A 15,988-nucleotide genomic window follows, 5' to 3' on the forward strand; every position below is an offset into this window, starting at 1 on the left:
ACCCACCACAACAACAGGAACAGGAAATTTAACCATTCAATCTGCAACCGCAAACAGAAATATCACTTTAGGTAATGAAATTGCGGGAACATTAAATTTAACAAGTGCAGAAATAGCAGGTTTAGCAGATGGATTTAGTTCTATTACTATTGGACGTAATGACGGAATTGGTAATATTGCTATTAATAACCCTGTAGCATTTAAAGACCCCACAACTATCAAAACACCTAATGGGAATATTGAAATTAACAGTCAAATTACAGGTATATCTAATGCGTCAATTACATTAGATGCAACCACCACTAATCTCAATGCGAATATCACTACAAATAATCAGAATATCTCTATACCCAAAAATGTAATCTTGGGAAATGATATTAATCTCAATACAGGTGCGAGTATAGGTGATATTTTATTGGGTGGTACTGTTAATGGAAATCATAACTTAACCCTGAATGCAGGTACAGGAAATATCACATTTGGTAATGCAGTAAATGTCAATAGCTTAACCACAACTGCTGCAAATACGAATATTGCCAACAATATTACCACCACAGGAACTCAACAATTTACAGGTGCTGTCAACCTCACAGGGAATAATCCTAAAACCTTTAATTCTACTAACAATGATATTCTTTTTAGCAGCACAATTAATGGTTTAACCACAGATTTTACACTGAACGCAGGTACAGGAAATCTCACATTTGGTAATGCAGTAAATGTCAATAGCTTAACCACAACTGCTGCAAATACGAATATTGCCAACAATATTACCACCACAGGAACTCAACAATTTACAGGTGCTGTCAACCTCACAGGGAATAATCCTAAAACCTTTAATTCTACTAACAATGATATTCTTTTTAGCAGCACAATTAATGGTTTAACCACAGATTTTACACTGAACGCAGGTACAGGAAATCTCACATTTGGTAATGCAGTAAATGTCAATAGCTTAACCACAACTGCTGCAAATACAAACATTGCCAACAATATTACAACAGCAGGAAATCAAACATACAATGGAGATGTCAACCTCACAGGGAATAATAGTAATCAAGAATTAAAATCCAATAGTGGAAACATAGAATTTAATGGCAATGTAGCAGCAGGAAATAATAACGTCACATTAACAGCAGATGATATAAAATTACCAGAATTACCCACCACAACAACAGGAACAGGAAATTTAACCATTCAATCTGCAACCGCAAACAGAAATATCACTTTAGGTAATGAAATTGCGGGAACATTAAATTTAACAAGTGCAGAAATAGCAGGTTTAGCAGATGGATTTAGTTCTATTACTATTGGACGTAAGGACGGAATTGGTAATATTGCTATTAATAACCCTGTAGCATTTAAAGACCCCACAACTATCAAAACACCTAATGGCACAGGTTCAATCTCTGCAACTGCTACAATTACAGGTTTAAATAATGCCTCAATTAATTTATTAGCTAATCAAAATATTAGCACTAGCAATATTACAACGCAAGGTGAAAATATCAATGTTACCAGTACCCTTGGGGGAATTTCAACCAATGACATTACAGGAAATTTAATTAATTTAGCAGCCAGTCAAAATATCACGACTGCTAATATTAATGGTGAAAATATCAATCTTAACAGTTCATCTGGTGGAATTAGTATCAACAATATCACAGGTGGTTTAACTAACCTAACAGCCAATCAAAATATCAATACTGGAAAAATCGACACCACAAATGATAAAGTCAACCTGAAAAGTAATATAGGAGCAGTGACAACACAAAACATCACAACTCAAGGTGAAGATGTTAATATTCAGGCGCTAGTAGATACCAGTTCTAGCAGTGGTAGTAATCCAACTGTAGATAGTAATACAGGAGTAGTGACAACACAAAACATCACAACTCAAGGTGGAAATATTAATATTCAAGCAAAAAACAGAATTAAAACCGGATTTTTAGATACCAGTTCTAGCACTGGTAATGGTGGTAATGTCATGTTAGATCCTGATAATGATATTGAAGTTTTTGCTATCAATACCCAAGCATTAGGGAGTGGACTTGGTGGTAATGTTGATATTACAACCAGAAGATTTTTCCGGGCTACAGGCAGCTTTGAGGCTCGCAATGGTGTTCGTTCTAGTATTTCTACAATAGGCGGCGATGGTAATGGTTCTGTCACTATCCGACATGGAGGTGATGGTAATACATTATTTATCATTGGTAATAGCAGCGAACTGGGTACAGCAGCAGCAATAACAGGAGGTGTTATCAACAATATCAGACCTGTAAGATCCTTTGAAGGCAGTTTTACTCAAAGCAACATTCAAATAATTACCGATTCTAATAGTAGCATAACTATAGAACCAGTACCAGATATATCAGGTCTGCTATCAGTTAGCAGTAATCCAGCAGTGACAGTTGATACAGATGTTGCTACACTAGAGGATCGATATACGGCAGAAATTGAGTCATATTCTGGCAGATCATTTATTAGAAAATCTCAAGCTGATATTCAAGCTGAACTGAAACAAATTGAAGCACAAACAGGGATTAAATCGGCTATTGTTTATGTGGGTTTTGCCCCTAGTGATGACACATCACAAGATAAAGATGTACTGTATTTAACCATATTCACCTCGGAAGGTAAAACCATTCGTAAACAAGTTTCTTATGCTACCAGAGCCAAGATTAAGGAAGTAGCAAATGAACTGTACAGCAAAGTTCAAAATGTCAATAGTACAAACTATTTAAAATCAGCACAGCAATTATATAAATGGCTAATTGCACCCTATGAAGCGGAATTACAAAAACAGGGCGTTAATAATTTGTCCTTTGTTTTGGATGCTGGTTTACGTTTTATTCCTATGGCTGCTCTCCATGATGGTCAACAGTTTTTGATTGAAAAATACAGCTTGGGAATCATACCCAGTGCCAGTGCCACCAAGATGAGTTATTCAAGTATTAAAAACGCTCAAGTTTTGGCAATGGGAGCTAGTGAATTTGCCGAAGACCAAAACCAAAATAAGTTGGAAGCTGTTCCAGTAGAGCTTGATAATATCACTAATCTATGGAATGGTAAATCTTTTCTCAATCAAAGCTTTACCCTGGAAAATCTCCAGACTCAACGTCAAAAGAATCCTGTTACTAACAAACCTTTTGAAATAATTCACCTAGCAACTCATGCAGAATTTGCTCCTGGTGATGCCAGCAGTTCTTACATTCAGTTGTATAATAGTAAGTTGGGATTTGATCAAGTCAGCGAGTTGGGATGGGATGAACCACCAGTGGAATTACTGGTTTTAAGTGCTTGTAAATCAGCTTTTGGAGATAACAATTCTGAGTTAGGTTTTGCTGGGTTAGCGGTAAAAACAGGTGTAAAATCAGCACTTGCCAGTTTGTGGTGGGTTGAAGATAATGGAACTATGGTTTTGATGACTGAGTTTTATCGCCAATTAAAGACTTCACCAATTAAATCTGAAGCACTGCGACAAACACAATTAGCTATGATTCAAGGTAAAGTTAAGGTCGAAGAAAATCAATTAATTAGTCTTAGGGGTAGTATCAATATACCAGGGAAAATTGCTGAGAAGTTACAGAATGCTAATCTCTCCCATCCCTACTATTGGTCTGCTTTTACAATGATTGGTAGTCAGTGGTAACTGAAAATTATGGTAGGGACAATTCATGAATTGTTCCTACAACAGATGGATGATTTATTTGATGGTTTAAGCCTCAATTTGAGTTATTGCATCTACCGGGGATACATTACCATAAATAACAGATAAAATCCCTGGTAAATATTCATCCATCATCATCACATTGGCGTAAACTAAACGTTTAATAAATGCGCTGCTAATTCTATCACCTTCTACATCAATACTGGTTTTATAGCTTATTTCTCCATCATTAAAATCTAACTCAAAATTACCGATCATCATGCCAGAATTAGCCCTAGTGATAAACTCTGCTACAGCTAGTCGCTTTTCTTCTGGTGCGTTGACTGGACAAATGGAGTAAAATACAAATTGTTGTTGTTCTTCTCTGGCTCTAGCGTAACAATTCCATTTACCATTTTTACCTTGAAAACTTATTTGTAAAGCTGTTTGTTCTGAAAGTTGTACAAAAGGCCAATCATCATTTTTAAAGAAATTGATCATTTCCTCAAAAATATTACTATTTGTAGAGGATGTGGTGATTTCTTCTGGATTAATATTATCTAACTCGGTTAAAAATGTATTGATTCCTTCTAGCATTTTGGTGGCTGTTTCTTGGGTTTTAGTCGCTAAATTTGCCTCAGTCCAATCTTGAAAAAATTTGATAATTCCTTCAGTTATTTTTTCATTGGAAATTGCTGTTTGAGCCAGATTTTCTGGACTAATATAAGCCCAAAGAGTTTGATAACCGATTTCTCCTGATTCCTGTTGCTGTTTCACAGATAAAACTAACCAACTTTCGGTAAATAGGAGAATATTTTCGGGTTGTTCTTGGTTTAATTTAAGGATGTAATTTGCAGTTTCTTCAATGTTTTTACAGTTTTCTGTTAATAGGGGTAATAAGTCGGGTTTTAAAATTGTTTCTATTGTAATGTTTGGTTCAGGGAGGAATTTTATAGAATCAGAATTACGGACTTCTGGTTTAAGATTAAATAATGCTTCTTTTTCTATGCTTTGGTAGAGTTGGGGGGTGAGTTGGAAGGTGAGACGACATTCTATTAGGTTGTTGTTTTGGGTGGTGAGAGATAGAGTGATCGCTTGTAGGATGAGGGGAGTTTGAGAGGAGTTGTGTAGGGTTAGGTTGCTATTTATTTGATGAATATCTGTATAAGTATTCATGTTAAATTTATTTATATTGAAATTATGCTAACGCGGCCAATTATCCTCAATGTATAGCTTGATTAAACCAGCGTGTGATAAAGGACGTGATAAGTTTTCTATTTCACAGTTAGTTTCGTAATCTAGCAAAACGACTGTTTTCTTGACTAAAAACTCTTTAAGATTTTGAATTAAATCTTGCAGACATTTTTCAATAACCCATAGGTAAGAGGGTAAATATATTTGCCTTCGTGCTTCTCGATATGACAGTAATTTATCACCTGTTAACCCAGCGCGATGACCTAACACTTTTCCATATTTCCGTGTTGAACGCTTAATACCTTGCATATCAGAAATTAACAGTTTGGTCGGGTCTACATCTGCGGTTTCAAAAACCTTTAAACCTTGCCAAATACCTTCTACCGTCATGCTAAATTCTCCTGGTGAGAAAGGAACGGGTATTCCCCCATGAGGATAAAAAGGACTGAAACGAACCCAAGGTTGAGAAGCGCGGGATGTGACATCAATGATCACTGCATCAGGATAAACTTTAGACAAATTATCAATAGATGCTCGCCGACTTTTGATGATTATTGTCATAATTCAGACTGGCGACGCTGTTGAATATGCTGATAAAGAGAAGATTTTAGGAAACATAGGTGAAGGTTCGGGTATGGCAAGACCAGCTTCTAAAAAACTAAATTGCTCAGGTGTTAAGGAGGTAGGTTGAAAGCCATGATGACGAGCTAATGCTGCAACTGCACAAACAGGTGTTTCAAAATCAGGATAACTACGAGGATGAAAGTTGATCCAATCGTCTTCATCTTCTGCCATCCAAAAATCAGCAATTTCTTTCAAAGCATTTTCTGTCTGACTATGATCTTTGGCTGGTATACTTTTAATCAGTTGTAGCCAAGCATGATCTTCATCATTGGTTGTATTCTTTGGTAGATTAGCACTAAAATTCGGATGAACTAATTTCCAGAAAACTTGATCTGAGATTTGTTGGCTTTTGAGCGTTGTTGATGGCAGAATTTTGATAAATTCCCACTCACCACCAAAACAAGCATATTGAGCAGCTTCCAAAAATTTTCCTTGAAGAAACAACCCGAAAGCTGTCAAAGAAGCCCAACGTCGCCATACTCTATGTTGTGCTCCGATAGCATATAAAAATGAAGTTATCTCTAATGCTAAATCTGTGGTAGATTTTGCACCATTCTCCCAGGTTGAACTTTCCAAACTAATCAAACTGTGAACAGTATTTAAGTCTCTTTCAATATAGCTAATGATATCATTTGCGTATTCAGAGACACCCATCCGACGTTCTGATACCGATGGTAAAGTAATTTCCTGAAATTCTTGTGCTACAAATACACAAAAACTTTGATAGTTTAAGATTCCCATTCGCGCAATCCACCTTGGTTTTGAGCTTGGTTTGCTGCTGTTTTCTTGGCTCTATCTCCTAATGTTCCAGGATCTTCGTTAATCTGAGCATCATGTTGAGCCACAAGATTTTTCCCTGGAATACTACCAGTAAATGCCACTTCAGCTTCGTTAATAATTCTAGCTTTAATTTTCACCTGGCCTTGATTTTGTAAATCTTGTATATTTATTGCTTTTTGGTCTACAAGTTCTTGAGCAGTAAATAAATAGACAAATAACCTACCAACAATTGTACCCGTAGTGCGTTTATTGTCCTGTAAAGTCCCTTTTCCTCCAAAAGCATACCTAGCAGCATGTTCTGCATTTTTTGAAGTAGATATCAAGGGTATACTAATAAACTCTAAGTTTTTATACTGTCCATTTTCTGCCTTCTGAAGTTCTTTTTCAAACGCATCGTATCTGTTAACGTAGTCTTGAATCATAGCCAAGAATAAGTTATCAAAAACTTGCTGTTTCTTACCCCACCATTGTTTAACACTCTTTGCATCTTTTGTTGCTTCTACTTTTTCACGTACCAGTTGTGCAGATGCTTTTAAGTCAGCTTTACTAACATCTGAACCATCTGGTTTTTTACTACCAGCTATTTCACGAGCCGCTGCACTAAAAGTAGGTTCACCTACAAGTTTCTTTTCCAGTTGTGCATTATAGTCTTCTTGATTCCAATTTTTCTTAAAGTGAATTCCTCTATATAAAGCAAAAGCACCTTTAATTCCATCTATTTCATCGAATTTGCGCTTATTTGTATCGCCTTCAGGATTAATCTTAACTTTGATGTAATAAGCCCCCTGGCTGTCTTTCTTCAATGTTGCTGATTTTAGTCCATACTTTGATTCCAGTTGTGGTAGTTTTTCTCTAATACTATCGGGGGTTGCTCCTTGTTGGTTAAGAATTTGTTCAGCTTCGGTGACTGCTTGAGTAACAATAGTCTGTTTTTGCTTATCAGTTATTTCATCAGCTTTAGCATCTTTTGCTTTATTCTTATCCTTCCCAAAACTCAACTTATCTTTAACAGATTGTTTCTGATCATCCACCCACTGTTGAGCAGCTTCCTTCTTATCCTCAACCCACTGCTTACCGGCTTTATATTTCTCGACTGCTGCATCTTTAGCAGCATTAAATTTCTTACCTACCTTACTATTATTGAACTTATTACTAACTTTTCCAAACGCCTTCTTACCTTTATCAATTACCCAATCAACTGCTTTTTCCATTGGTTTCCGCAGTTTTTGGATAATACCTTGAATTTTTTGACTAATACCACCCAATCCCAAAAGACTCGCTAGGAAACTAATCACAACTGGTAAAGATTTAGCCAGGGCATTTTCCACACCTTTGATTGCTTGATCAATTGAACCACTGGCGATCGCCACTATTGAATCTAAGATAGCATGAATTAAATCTGCTATTCTTTGAGCATTGTCAATAAAGAACTTAACAATGTTATAAATTCCTTGACAAGCCTTAATAAATGCGGAAGCTGGAGTTAATAAACTCAGTACCCATTCAATCCCCGCCGTAATTACTTTTTCAATGATAAAATTCTTGATTGGTTCAATTACCAAACTATTTAAATCACCAATTTTCTCTTGTACAAACTGCCAAATTCCTCCTACTCCTTCAGTAGCTAATATCTTAAATACCTCAACAGTTTGTTCCATCCGTCCAACTTTTTCTTCACCCAATCTTTTCACAGCTTGAGCGCGAATTGCTTCATAAGTGAAGCCCAAAAGCTGCATTACAAAGCTAAAAATACCCTTTAAATCAAATTTTTCTGGTAATTCAATTCCAGCTTCTGCCATTGTGCCAGTCAGCCAAGAAATTAAACCATTTTGTAGGTGTGTGCCGATATTCTTCATAAAGTTGAGGAAACCTTGTTTCACCGCACTCACCAAATTACTCAAGAAACCTATCGGATCTTTAATAATTTCCCCAACTACACTAGCTACTCTTGCTAATACTTCAATTAGCATTTTGGTCAATTCAATAATTGTTTTGACCACACCAACTATAAAATCTAAAGCTTTTTGAATCAAACCTTTATTCGCCGCTTTCATTTCCTCAATACGAGCATCAACGGCTTCCAAATTTTCTTGATATTTTTGAGCTAAAGTATCAATTAACTCATCTTGTTTATTATCAACATTTTGTTCTAATTCCGCAAATTTACTCGCAATTGTTGCGGCTGCTTCCTGTCCCACACCTTTTAATTCTTGGGGCAGTTTATTGACATAATTTTGAATTTCCTGCTTACCTTTGGTGATTTCTGCTTTTGCTTGGGTGAGTTCTTTACTAATAATGGTGACTACTTTATTTATCGCCCCATCCATTTCCTTGATGTAAAGTTCCCGTCCCTCTGTATAAAAAACATTCACTTCTGAAGGTAGACCTAAAAACTGGTCAACTAGCCATTTTCCTGGACCCCAAAAACCGCTATAACGTTCTTTTTTATAATCGTCCATGCGTTTGCCGACATAATCCTCAAAGGCTTTTTTCGCCTTAACAGCACCCGCATCAAATTCTTGGATAACTTTCCCGTCTAAATCATTGAGAATTTTTTCAACTTTGGTTTTAGTCCCCTCATAAATCTTATTAATATCACCAGCAACTTTTGCCCGTGCTTGTTCATCTTTACCTTTAGTTCCTACCTGTTGTTCTCCTACCTGTCCCAAGTTTTGATTCCGAATACCGTGCATTCCTTGAAGATGCTGTTGGGCGGTAGCTTCAGCCGTCGCTTTGGCATTGGCTATGATTCCTTGTTCTTCTTGACGATATTTAGCAGGTCCTTGTACAGCATTAGTTTGAGCTTCTTTTTTATATGTTAGTGCGGATTGGAACTCTGGCTGATTAGATTTTGCTAACTGCTCCTCAGTAACATTAGCCTCAGCCATTTTTTGATCAAGATTTTGACTTTCTTGTTGTAAAGGTGCTTCAATTTCACCTAGACCCTTAGATTTAGGTGCGGCTTTATCTGCACCAATGTTTGCTGGTGATGTTCCTGGATTATTTGCGGTTAAAGGCGTTACTTGTTTGGTTTCAATACCGCTTGTATCTGGTTTTTCCTTGGTTTTCTCTTCTAAATCACCTTGTGATTCTTTCTTTTCTTCTTTAACTTGACCACTTAAATCACTTTTAACAGAATCCAATTTATTGCCATTCTTAAACTCATCCGCTTCTTTAAGGTTCTTAGGAGCCATATCTGCAATACGCTCCATCAGTTTAGCTTTCAAAGCCGCAGCATCAAATCCTGAAGTTTGAGCTTGTCCCATCTCACCCACTTGGTTAGCTTGCGCTTTGCTCTCTACTTCATTTCCAGGGGGTTCAGCCGCATCTTGGGCTTCCTGGGCTTCAGTATTAGCTGGTGGGTGTTCTTTTTGCTTAACAGCTACTTTTTTTGTGGTATTAACTACTGCTTGAAATTCTGGATCAGCTTCCGGGGAAGCAGGGGCTTTTTCACCATTACCCGTTGCTGCTGCTGGTGCTGTAGCAGTTATATTATTTACATTTGATGCTGGTAATTTCGCGTTATCTTGTCCTGTTATTTCCTCCGGTAATCTACCTTGAGGTTGATCTTGAGCCTGGGAACTGGTTTTTAGCGAATTAGCGTTATTATCTTTTAAATCTGGCTGTTTTTCCTGATTTTCTACTGTATTTTTCGCATATTCTACTTTTTTATCATCTTTATTTGTTGGTGGTGGTTCTGTTGTTCCATTTCCTCCATCTGCTGGTGGGGTGGATGCTGTTTGCTGGTTTTCTGTTGTTGCTTGATTTTGTTGTTCGCTGTTTTCAGAATTTTCTACTTCATCCGTTTGATTTTGGTTATCCCCTTCCAGTTGGGTACTTGGTTGGGGACTTTCCCCCAGTGGGAGAGTTTGCCCATCGTCAGTATATTTTCTATACAGTTTGTTTGATTTTAATTCTAAATTGACAGATTTTCTCTGTACAGAATTGCCATTTTGTTGAATAACATGAGTTAACTCATGTGCCAATAATTCCTTCCCTGTACTACTTCCAGGAGAATATTCACCCTGACGGAAGAAAATATCCTGTCCTGTAGTAAAGGCGCGAGCTTGTATAGATTTATTTAATTTATCAGAATTACCATCAGTGTGAACACGCACGCTACCGAAATCAGCACCAAACGCTTGTTCCATTGGTTGCTTGATATCATCAGCTAGAGGTTGTCCACCACCACGGGACTGTTTAATAGATGTTTCTAAATCTGAAGTTGCAGCTATTCCACCCGTACCCGGAAGACGCTGCACCATTGACTTCATTTGTACTGGTTCTTCCTCTTGTGCTTCCTCTTCCTCCGGCATTTGTTGACGTTGCAACCAGTAAAGATGGGAATTATACACAGATTTCATCTGTAATTCTTCTTCCTCTGGCATTTGTTGACGTTGCACCAAAGGCGTAACAAAATTAACCAGAGGTTTCATTTGTAAATCTGTATCTTCTTTTTCTGTATCTTCTTTTTCCTCTGATATTTCCTGACGTTGGATAGAATGACGGTTGACAGGTTGCGCCATTCTTCGCATTACCTGTTGTACAATACTATCCGCTTGCTGTTCGTAAAAATCTCCGGGTTGACTGATGGAAAGTTTTGCTTGGGGACGCAGTGATATTTTACTGATATCGTGGGTCAGAGGTTCGTTAACAGTTTCCACAGTTTCCACCTCTGGAGTTGCTTGAGGCGCAATGTTTGATGACTCCAAACCAAAGCCCCGTGTTGGCTGTTTTAGTGTCGGTATGGAGACAGAAGTGGTAGCTTTTTTGCCCTGGCTTACCTGTTCTCTCATGTTGCGCTCCTGATGCCCAAGCCGTGATGTGGATGAATATTTCGCCAGTACAAATATCTAGAATATAGCGATCGCACTCAGTAAGTAATTAGCCTAAAGTCTAGATTTTTGGTAGTTTTGATTGCTTAGGTGTGTGACTTTCACTGGCACAAAAAGAGGGGGCGATCGCACAAATTATGCTGTACTGATTGATCTTTACTCATATAAATATGGATCATCTACTCCGGCTGGATCTCTTACTAGCACAGGAAATGGATTTTGATTTACTGCTGGTGCTACGGTTGGTAACTGAGTTGAAGATAGATGTTGTCCTTGTTGAGCAGCCGGATGTACAGATCCTTGTAATCCATTTATTACAAAACTTAAAGACAATCCTGTTTGTTTTTGATATCTGTAAACAATAGATTCTGAATCTTGTGTTAATATCAGACAGTCACGATTTCTGACATTAATTATCCCATTACTTGTCCTAACTGAACCTGTGTATGCGATCTTTCCGGGTTCAAATTCTGCATCAATCCAATAGCCAATAGATGTGTTAAGTGAACTATCTCCAACTCGCACATTATCAGGAGAACTATTTAATGATGTTAATAACTGTTGAGCTAAGTTCTCATAGTCCTGAGCATTTCCATGTTGTATTGCTGTTATCAACAACTGTCGTTGGTTGATCATATCGTTGTATTCTACCGAATTCATATTTGTATATAGAGCATCAGTTAGATTCTCCAGTAAATTCAGTGTCTGAAGGTGTTGGGGATTGGCAATTAGATTGTTTAATTCTCGACATAAATCATTTTGGATAACCTCAAACGCTATAATGTGATTTCTGCTTTGTCCATTACCTGTCATCAAATTCCTAATGACTGGAAGCCAGTTTGGCCGATTATCGTCTATTTGGAATTGTGGAGCAGGGATATTTGTTACATAATATATTTGCCTTTGAATAGTTTTGGAATTGGTAGCTGATGCTGTAGTTGTTTCCTCGTCTTCATGCAAATATGTTTTCGGCTTTGGCGATCGCTGCACCATCCCCCCATTCTGCTGCACAACATGGGTCAACTCATGGGCTAACAACTCCTGACCCCCCGGACTCCCTGGATTATATTCCCCCTGTCTAAAGAAAATATCCTGTCCCGTCGTAAAAGCACGCGCTTGTATTGACCTATTCAACCCGTCAGAGTGACTATCTGTGTGAACCTTCACCCCTCCAAAATCAGCACCAAACGCCTGTTCCATCGGTTCTCTGATATTATCCCCTAGTGGTTGTCCTCCTCCCCTGGCTTGATTAATAGAGGTTTCTAAATCTGCGGTAGCAGCCATCCCACCATTAGCTTGACGCTGCACCATCGGCTTCATTTGCAGTTCTTCCTCTTCCTCTGAAACTTCTTGACGTTGCAAAGTGCTAATCTCCAGAGGTTTCATTTGCAGTTCTTCCTCTTCCTCTGGTGCTTCCTGACGTTGCAAAGTGCTAATATCCAGAGGTTTCATTTGCAGTTCTTCCTCTTCCTCTGGTGCTTCTTGACGTTGCAAAGTGCTAATCTCCAGAGGTTTCATTTGCAGTTCTTCCTCTTCCTCTGGAACTTCCTGACGTTGAATAGATTGACGATTTCCAGACAGCGCCATTCTTTGCATCACTTGTCGCGCTACACTATCCGCTTCCTGTTCGTAAGTATCTCCTGGTTGACTAATTGAGAGTTTTGCTTGGGGACGAAGTGATATTTTACTGATATCGTGAGTGAGAGGCTTATTCAGGGGTTGCACCTGTGTCATGGCTGGAGGTGAAGCGTTCCATGATTCTAAACCAAAACCGCGTGTTGGTTGTTTGAGTGTTGATATGGAGACGGGAGAAGCAGCTTTTTTAGCTTGGAATATGCGTTCCCTCATGATAATGCTCCTAATGTCCCAGCAGTAGATGAATAAATATTTTTCAGATTTTGCCAGTTTAAACAACCATTATAGGGCGATCACTCTCACAAAACAATACAACATCAGTCCAATAACAGTAAAAATTAAGTTCGACTTTTGGCTAATTTTGATTCTCATCCAGTACCTTTAGCCTTGATTTTAGAACTAACTTTGAGTTTTAGTTATGAACTCAACCAACAAGCCACAAAAGCCCAAAAATTTTACTCCCAATAGTGATATTGGCGGTACTGCTGGATATGCGGGTTCTGGTTCTGCATCCGATGTAACAGAAATCGCTAAATTAGCTGATAAGTATCTTCAGGACTCGTTGCGATTAAGCGAACTGACAGAACGAGTATATCAACTTTTACTAGAAGATATGCGTATCCAACGAGAAAGAGTTAATGGTTATGGTAATCAAAGGTGGTAAAAATGGCAGGAAATAATCAAAATGGTAATGTCACTCACGAATTAAATTATGTCACCACCAACCGATTTTATGTAGAAATAGATAAATCTATTGCTGCATCTTTTAGTGAATGTTCTGGTTTAGGAATGCAAATTAAGAAAAATGTATTTCGTGAAGGTGGAGTTAATGATCAACAGAGAATATATTTAGGTCAAGCAGAATTTTCAGATGTAACTCTCAAAAGAGGAATTACAGATAATCAAGGTTTTTGGAAATGGATTAGCGCAGTATTTACTGAAACATCAACTCGCCGGAATGTGAATATTTTAGTTTTCAATCAAGCCGGCGAAACTATGATGAGTTGGACTTTAATCGGTGCTGTTCCTATTGCTTGGAAAACACCAGCACTACAAGCAGATGGTAATGCAGTGGCCATTGAAGAATTAACTTTAGCTTATGAAGGATTAAAAGTAGGAAAAGACAAAGGAGGCGGTAATCCTACATCACGGATGAAATCTGGATTTTTTACATCAAATTAATTCAAATTAAGTTACACAAATTACTTTAAATCTTGTCAATTACACCTGTCAATCCTATGCAAATTATTCAATCATTATTAGGAACTCAAGTTCATACCCTTGGGCAAAAATCCTATCTCGGTTTTCATCATCAAAACAACAATTTTCAACACAACACTTTTCAACACAACAATTTTATTCAGCCTCTAGTCATCTCCAAACCATTATTGACACCATCTAGACTTTTCTTAAATCGTAAACGTCAACCATTCATAGATACACTAATTACAGATAATTATTCAGATCATGATTATCTGGGTAATCTAGATATGAATAGCGACTTTCCAGAAATGGAATTAGCAAATTTTGATTCAATTACACCAGAAATAATTATACCAAAAAATAATACAAATTCCCTCACAGATACCAATAATAAATTTAATTTAAGTAATATTTCCCATCTTTTACAGACTCAAATTGCTAACAACAATTTAAGTGGTTTAAGTGATGACATATTACCAGAAGTAACTATTCAACCTCAAACTAAAACAACCCGGAAAACCCAAAAGCAGAAATCACAGAAAAAAACATCTTCTGCAAAAACTCAACCCAAAAAAACTCAACCTAAAAAAACTACTAAATCATCTACAACCAAGAAAGTTAAACAGGTGAAAGTTACACAGGTGATAGATGAAAGTGCAAATCATCCTCCTACTGCTGAAGAGAATTTAAATTCATTGATTACAGATAATCCTCAATCTGAAATATTGAACTTGTTTAAGTTAACTGATAACTTCACTGATAGTTCTCCATTTATACAGCAACCAACAACTTCAGAAAATTTAATAAATTCAGAAAATTTAGTAAATTTGGACAATAATATCATAGATGGTAATGTATCCAATATCAACTCTAACAATTTGGACAATAACTCTACATTATCAGAACAAATTACCGATGATGAACCACAAGTCATTACAGATTTACCATCTAATTTAATAACTGGTTTCAATGAATCTGATATTATAGAAATTGGGGAAATATCTATACAAGCTAGAGAACAAGATCGAGAAACTGATGGTATTAATAATACCATTAATAGTATTAACAGTGATTCCTCAGAATTTTCTATTTTGGAAAATCAAACATCTAATATTGAAGAAGAAATGAATATATTTAATAACGGTAATAACTTTACCAATCATCAACCGATAATAGTTAGTGAAACACCGGAAGACGTTGATACTTTAGATATTAATGTCAATGAAAATTCAATCCAAAGAGAAGTAGAAGATGAAAATAGCCCCCAGCTAAATATTATCAGAGAAAGTGACAGAGATACTAGAAATATTAATGATATTGCTAATGATATTTACCCTGCAATAAGTGATCATCTAACCAAAGAAAATTTATTGTCTACATCTAGGAAATTCGATGATAATATATTAGATGATAATTTAGATGATAATAATGATAATTTATCAAATTCATTAGCACCAAATTTAAAAAGAGAAACTGATAGAAATAATCTTAATAAAAATAGTGATTTGGGAGAAGCAGAATCTTTAGTTTCTGATGTGAGTTCAAATGTAATTGCAGAAAATATATCACCCAAGTCTGAAAATAAAGAAAGTTTATTTATTGATTTCGGGAATACTCAAGAATCGGTTATCGTTTCTGATGCTTTTTCTCCTGAAATTCAGGATGAATCTGTAACCAAAGTTACGACTTTAGAGAATACTAAAAAAACTGTTAATACTTCAGAAGAAATATCTCCTATTATTAAGATTCAACCTAATTCATTACCACAAAATGAGGAGACAACCACACCTAAAATACTAGAAATTACACCTGTTACTTCATCACCTATATTATCAGAGATTCAGTTAAATGCGAAGTTAGAAAATAATCAAATTAAGTCAGAAAACCAAACATCGGAAATTGCCGATGTCACCACAAAAGACAACACAGAAATTACACCTATTACTTCATCACCTATATTATCAGAGATTCAGTTAAATGCGAAGTTAGAAAATAATCAAATTAAGTCAGAAAACCAAACATCGGAAATTGCCGATGTCACCACAAAAGACAACACAGAAATTACACC

9 protein-coding genes are annotated in these 15,988 nt (G+C 36.7%); 4 read left to right on the forward strand and 5 right to left on the reverse strand.

Features of this window, described 5'->3' with window-relative positions; all coding sequences use genetic code 11:
• On the forward strand, positions 1 to 3,652 hold a 3,652-nt coding region (locus tag FFR48_RS17145), incomplete at its 5' end, for a CHAT domain-containing protein (RefSeq protein WP_137668206.1).
• A gap of 66 nt (positions 3,653 to 3,718) precedes the next feature.
• Here FFR48_RS17145 and FFR48_RS17150 read toward each other — a convergent pair.
• The 5 genes from FFR48_RS17150 to FFR48_RS17170 all read right to left on the reverse strand — a co-directional run bounded on the left by FFR48_RS17150 (position 3,719) and on the right by FFR48_RS17170 (position 12,930).
• On the reverse strand, positions 3,719 to 4,825 hold the full coding sequence (locus FFR48_RS17150; RefSeq protein ID WP_137668207.1) for a type III secretion system chaperone family protein: 1,107 nt from the start codon (positions 4,823 to 4,825) through the stop codon (positions 3,719 to 3,721).
• Positions 4,826 to 4,852: 27 nt separating this feature from the next.
• Positions 4,853 to 5,404, reverse strand: a complete 552-nt coding sequence (locus FFR48_RS17155) for a DUF6939 family protein (protein WP_137668208.1) — start codon at positions 5,402 to 5,404, stop codon at positions 4,853 to 4,855.
• A 3-nt stretch (positions 5,405 to 5,407) separates the two neighbouring features.
• Positions 5,408 to 6,208 (reverse strand): hypothetical protein, encoded by an 801-nt coding sequence (locus FFR48_RS17160; RefSeq protein ID WP_137668209.1) that lies wholly within the window; start codon positions 6,206 to 6,208, stop codon positions 5,408 to 5,410.
• A complete protein-coding gene (locus tag FFR48_RS17165) occupies positions 6,196 to 11,043 on the reverse strand; it encodes an eCIS core domain-containing protein (RefSeq protein WP_201277634.1) in 4,848 nt (1,615 codons plus the stop codon). The genes FFR48_RS17160 and FFR48_RS17165 overlap by 13 nt, the downstream gene beginning before the upstream one ends.
• Positions 11,044 to 11,238: 195 nt before the next feature.
• Positions 11,239 to 12,930 carry an eCIS core domain-containing protein gene (locus tag FFR48_RS17170; RefSeq protein WP_201277635.1) on the reverse strand — a complete coding sequence of 564 codons (1,692 nt, stop codon included), beginning with the start codon at positions 12,928 to 12,930 and terminating at the stop codon, positions 11,239 to 11,241.
• Between the two features lie 205 nt (positions 12,931 to 13,135).
• Between FFR48_RS17170 and FFR48_RS17175 the strand changes: the two genes are divergently transcribed.
• From FFR48_RS17175 to FFR48_RS17185, 3 genes are all read left to right on the forward strand, one after another.
• Complete coding sequence (locus tag FFR48_RS17175) at positions 13,136 to 13,381, forward strand: hypothetical protein (protein ID WP_137668210.1); 246 nt, start codon at positions 13,136 to 13,138, stop codon at positions 13,379 to 13,381.
• A 2-nt stretch (positions 13,382 to 13,383) separates the two neighbouring features.
• Entirely contained in the window at positions 13,384 to 13,899 is a 516-nt protein-coding gene (locus FFR48_RS17180; RefSeq protein WP_137668211.1) for a phage tail protein, read from the forward strand.
• A 56-nt stretch (positions 13,900 to 13,955) separates the two neighbouring features.
• Positions 13,956 to 15,988: hypothetical protein (locus tag FFR48_RS17185; protein ID WP_137668212.1), on the forward strand; the 2,033-nt coding region annotated here is incomplete at its 3' end.

The organism is Sphaerospermopsis reniformis (genome assembly GCF_005402885.1).
Taxonomy (GTDB): Bacteria; Cyanobacteriota; Cyanobacteriia; order Cyanobacteriales; family Nostocaceae; genus Sphaerospermopsis; species Sphaerospermopsis kisseleviana.